Raw genomic sequence first — 4,744 nt, 5'->3', positions numbered from 1 at the left:
CGTCCGAGCCGCCGCCGACCACGTCCGAGCCGCCGCCGACCACGTCCGAGCCGCCGCCGACCACGTCCGAGCCGCCGCCGACCACGTCCGAGCCTGCCCCGACGACGGGTGCACAGGAGAACTCGTCCGGGACTGACGCGCCGGCACCAACGTCTGAGCCGACGGTCACGTCGGAGCCCACAGCGACGTCCACGCCGACGCATGCGGCGACCAGCGAGCCCTCCGCCAGCTCAGACTCATCGGAACCGACCGGATCGACGGCCAGTGCCGAGGGTTCACAGGCACCCTCCTCCAGCACGGCGACGGCCACGGGCTGACAGCCGGCTGCTGCACTCCTTTCGGCCAGTCAGGGTCGCTTCGCTACGATTCGGCGACTCTCCGGCGCACCCCTCGCTCACGGGGAGGATCACCGGGTAGGTTTCCCGCATGGACGAAGAGAATGCCGTCGATGTGGACCCGTCGCGCGACTCGGTGACCCCTCCTCGTCAGCCCATCGTCGTCATTGAGGGCGTGAACAAGCACTTCGGTGACCTCCATGTCCTCAAGGACATCAACCTCACGGTCGGCAAGGGCGACGTCGTCGTCGTGCTGGGCCCGTCCGGCTCGGGCAAGTCGACACTGTGCCGGACCATCAACCGCCTCGAGACCTTCGAGTCGGGCCGCATCCTGATCGACGGCCAGCCGTTGCCCGAGGAGGGCAAAGCCCTCGCCGGGCTACGGGCGGACGTGGGGATGGTCTTCCAGTCCTTCAACCTCTTCGCGCACAAGACCATCCTGCAGAACGTCACGCTGGGGCCGATCAAGGCCCGCGGGGTGGCCAAGGCGGAGGCGGAGAAGAAGGCGATGGAGCTGCTCGAGCGCGTCGGCGTCCAGGCCCAGAGGGACAAGTACCCGGCACAGCTGTCAGGCGGGCAGCAGCAGCGGGTCGCCATCGCGAGATCGCTGGCCATGAACCCCAAGGTCATGCTCTTCGACGAGCCGACCTCCGCACTCGACCCAGAGATGATCAACGAGGTCCTCGACGTCATGACGAGCCTCGCGAAGGAGGGCATGACGATGATCGTCGTGACCCACGAGATGGGCTTCGCCCGTCGCGCTGCCGACCGGGTCGTCTTCATGGACGAGGGCGAGATCGTCGAGCAGGACAGGCCCGAGGAGTTCTTCACCAACGCGAAGTCCGCACGGGCCAAGGACTTCCTCAGCAAGATCCTCACCCACTAGCCAAACCATCCCCACGCGGCTCCGGTGACCTCCGGACCCGAACCAACCAGGAGGGACTACTCATGAAGCTCAGGCGCACCAGCGCGATTGCCATCGCCGCCGTTGCCGCACTCGGCCTCGCAGCATGCGGGAGCGACAACGGCGGCAGTGGCGGAGCCGGCGCCACCGGAGGAGGCGGCGAGTCGGTCAAGGTCGGGATCAAGTTCGACCAGCCCGGCCTCGGCCTCAAGACCGGCGCCACCTACTCGGGCTTCGATGTCGACGTCGCCAACTTCATCGCCAAGGAGCTGAACCTCAAGCCGGAGTTCGTCGAGGCGGTGTCGTCGCAGCGCGAGACGCTGCTCAAGACTGGTCAGGTCAAGTACATCGTCGGGACGTACTCCATCACCGACAAGCGCATGGCCGACGTCTCCTTCGCCGGCCCGTACTTCATCGCCGGCCAGGACCTGCTCGTCCGCTCCGACGACACCTCGATCACCGGCAAGGACAGCCTCGCCGGCAAGAAGCTCTGCTCGGTCAAGGGCTCGACGTCAGCGGTCAACGTCCAGAAGGCGGTCCCCGGTGTCAACCTGCAGGAGTACAACACGTACAGCCTCTGCGTCGACGCCCTCAAGTCCGGCGCCGTCGACGCGCTGACGACCGACGACACGATCCTCGCTGGCTACGCGGCCCAAGAGGCCAACAAGGGCAAGCTCAAGGTCGTCGGCAACACGTTCTCCACCGAGAACTACGGTGTCGGCGTGCAGAAGGGCGACACGGAGTTCTGCAACAAGGTCGTCACCGCCCTGAAGAAGTTCATCGACTCCGGCGAGTGGCAGAAGTCGGTCGACAAGAACCTCGGGCCGGCGAACTACAAGCCGGGTGCGGGCAACCCGCCCACGCCCACCTGCCAGTCCGCCTGATCACCCAGCACCATGCAGAGGTATGCCGCTGAGCTGAGCGAGCTCAGCGGCATACCTCCCGCTCCGGCCGGCTCCCGGCCACAAGCGGAACCACCCCCTGGTCGCCCGAGGAGGACTGCACATGGGTGAACTCTTCGCGGAATACAACATCTTCGCGGCGTTCGGGATGACGATCCTGCTCACCATCACCGCTGCCATCGGCTCGCTCATCCTCGGCACGATCGTGGCGATCCTGCGCCTGGCGCCCGTGACCGTGTTCCAGCGGACGGGTTCGTTCTACGTCAACACCGTGCGCAACACCCCGCTGACGCTGATCATCATCGCGGCCAACATCGTCATGGCCGTCAACCTCGGCTTCAACTTCAGCGAGGACCTCGCGAGGAACAACATCATCTGGGCCATCATCGGCCTGTCGATCTACCACGCCGCCTTCGTGTGCGAGGCGATCCGGTCGGGCGTCAACACCGTCCCCGTCGGGCAGGCCGAAGCGGCCCGGTCGATCGGGTTGACCTTCGGGCAGAGCCTGCGCGAGGTCGTCCTGCCACAGGGCTTCCGCGGTGCGATCACGCCGCTCGGCAACACGCTCATCGCCCTGACGAAGAACACGACCGTCGCGACCGCGATCGGGGTCTCCGAGATCGCCGGCCTGATGAGCGAGATGATCGAGTTCCGGTCAGACCTGCTGCTGCCCATCTTCCTCGTCGTCGCGATCGGATTCATCATCCTGACGCTGCCCGTCGGAATCCTGACCACCTATCTGTCCAACCGACTGGTCGTGAAGCGATGAGCGCCTCGGTCCTCTTCGACGCGCCGGGCCCTCGGGCTCGCGCCCGCTACCGGCTCCTCACGGTCGTCGGACTCATTCTCATTGCCGGATTCGTCGCCTTCGCGCTGTGGAAGCTCGGGGAGAAGGGAAACCTCGCCCCAGAGAAGTGGACGCCGTTCCTCACCGCCGAGATCTGGGCCAACTACCTCATCCCCGGCCTCATCAACACACTCAAGGCGGCAGCGATCTCGGTCGTCCTGGCCGCGATCTTCGGCGTCATCTTCGGCATGGGACGGCTGTCCCAGAACAGGCCGATCCGGTGGGCGAGCTCGATCATTGTCGAGTTCTTCCGGTCCGTCCCTGTCCTCGTCATGATGATCGCGGCCTTCTGGTTCTACGCGTTCAACCAGACGTTTGACTTCGACCTCGTCCCACTCGCTGCCGTGGTCACGGGGCTGACCCTCTACAACGGGTCGGTCGTCGCCGAGCTGATCCGCTCGGGCGTCGGGAGCCTGCCGAAGGGACAGTCCGAGGCGGGGCTGTCCATCGGCTTGACCCGGGGCCAGACCCTACGGATCATCCAGATCCCGCAGGCGATCACGGCGATGCTGCCGGCCCTGGTCAGCCAGCTCGTCGTGGTCATCAAGGACACGGCGCTGGGCTCGATCATCACCTATGACGAGCTGCTCAACCAGTACAAGTCGATCGGCTCGTACAAGGGCAACATCGTGCCGTCGATCATCGTCATCGCGATCATCTTCATCGTCATCAACTACACCCTCACCCGCGTCGCCGGGTACGTCGAGCGGCGGCTGCGCGAGCGCGGGCGGGTCACGATCCAGCGCGGTGTCGCAGGACCGGGTGGTGTGGCCGAGATCGACACGACGCTCATCGACGAGCAGCTGCACGAGGCCGACGAGCGGGCCCTCCGCGATCGCTGACCCCCCTAACACCCTGCAACACACCGAGCAGTGGTCAACTCCAGGCGGATATTTCCGTGCGGTGTTGACCACTGCTCGGTGTGTTGCTGGTAGGGGTGGGCGGGCATGCGAAAGGGCGGCATCCGGTTTGGATGCCGCCCTTCGTCATGCGGGGCTCCCCCGGTTGGACTCGAACCAACAACCTGCCGGTTAACAGCCGGCTGCTCTGCCAGTTGAGCTACAGGGGATCGCTGCCGGGCAACCATAGCAAAGGAGTTCACCGGGCACTAAATCGCCCCCGGAGCCTGCCGAGCAGGTCCCCGAGCCATGTCCGAAGCGGCCTCAGAGGCCGACTTCGGAGCGCAGCAGCGCGAGCCTGCGGGCTGCCTCGGCCGCAACAGCGGGATCGTTCGGGTCGGCTCCCTTGCCCGGGATGACCTGCTCCAGCAGCTCCCCGGTGGCGAAGTCCTGCCGGATCACGACGCGCATCGATCGCCTGTTCTCGGTCCGGAACTCATCACTCAGCACCACGCTGGCCTGGATCCGCTCCCGCAGCGCCTGCTGGAGCATCGACGGCTCCCGGATCAGCCATTGTGCCGGCCGCCGGTGGTCGACCCAGATGACGGTGAGGAGGCCCGAGTCGCTCTGCCACGTGCCCGACTCGGCCTCGTGCCAGGGCCGCTGCCAGACGAGCGACGCGTCCGGGCCCACGAAGGCCAGCTGGTGTGTCGAGGCGACGACGTGGCCGCCCGACTGATCGTCCTTCGCCCAGGCGATGACGCGATCGCCTGATCGCAGTGGCACGGCATCCCGGACCTCAGGGGGCAGGTCCGCCTTGCGGCGGCGGTCGAACAGACCCATCAGGACATGCCCTCCTTGATCCGGGCCAGCTGCCGCTGCAGGTCCTGCAGCTCGGTGGCCAACACACGCGACCG

At 66.3% G+C, this 4,744-nt stretch carries 6 protein-coding genes and 1 tRNA gene; 4 read left to right on the top strand and 3 right to left on the bottom strand.

What is annotated here, in order from left to right; all coding sequences use genetic code 11:
- Positions 1 to 310 (bottom strand): hypothetical protein (locus ABF401_RS14225; protein ID WP_353510223.1); only part of this gene is annotated, 310 nt, incomplete at its 3' end.
- 116 nt (positions 311 to 426) lie between these two features.
- On the opposite strand from ABF401_RS14225, the gene ABF401_RS14220 reads away from it, so the two are divergent.
- The 4 genes from ABF401_RS14220 (at position 427) to ABF401_RS14205 (ending at position 3,830) form a co-directional block, all read left to right on the top strand.
- Complete coding sequence (locus tag ABF401_RS14220; RefSeq protein WP_502908250.1) at positions 427 to 1,221, top strand: amino acid ABC transporter ATP-binding protein; 795 nt, start codon at positions 427 to 429, stop codon at positions 1,219 to 1,221.
- Positions 1,222 to 1,283: 62 nt separating this feature from the next.
- On the top strand, positions 1,284 to 2,123 hold the full coding sequence (locus ABF401_RS14215; protein WP_353510222.1) for a glutamate ABC transporter substrate-binding protein: 840 nt from the start codon (positions 1,284 to 1,286) through the stop codon (positions 2,121 to 2,123).
- A gap of 121 nt (positions 2,124 to 2,244) precedes the next feature.
- Positions 2,245 to 2,910, top strand: coding sequence for an amino acid ABC transporter permease (locus ABF401_RS14210; RefSeq protein ID WP_353510221.1), 666 nt, complete (start codon positions 2,245 to 2,247; stop codon positions 2,908 to 2,910).
- On the top strand, positions 2,907 to 3,830 hold the full coding sequence (locus ABF401_RS14205; protein ID WP_353510220.1) for an amino acid ABC transporter permease: 924 nt from the start codon (positions 2,907 to 2,909) through the stop codon (positions 3,828 to 3,830). Before ABF401_RS14210 ends, ABF401_RS14205 begins: the two co-directional genes overlap by 4 nt.
- A 154-nt stretch (positions 3,831 to 3,984) precedes the next feature.
- Here ABF401_RS14205 and ABF401_RS14200 read toward each other — a convergent pair.
- Together ABF401_RS14200 and ABF401_RS14195 are read right to left on the bottom strand one after the other, a co-directional pair.
- A tRNA-Asn gene (locus tag ABF401_RS14200) sits at positions 3,985 to 4,057 on the bottom strand.
- Between the two features lie 94 nt (positions 4,058 to 4,151).
- On the bottom strand, positions 4,152 to 4,670 hold the full coding sequence (locus tag ABF401_RS14195; protein WP_353510219.1) for a hypothetical protein: 519 nt from the start codon (positions 4,668 to 4,670) through the stop codon (positions 4,152 to 4,154).
- Between the last annotated feature and the right edge of the window lie 74 nt (positions 4,671 to 4,744).

Origin of the sequence: Intrasporangium sp., from assembly GCF_040414665.1 — a bacterium.
Taxonomy (GTDB): domain Bacteria; phylum Actinomycetota; class Actinomycetes; order Actinomycetales; family Dermatophilaceae; genus Intrasporangium.
Note: the sequence above shows the minus strand (reverse complement) of the source record. Positions and strands in the feature narration are given on the sequence as shown.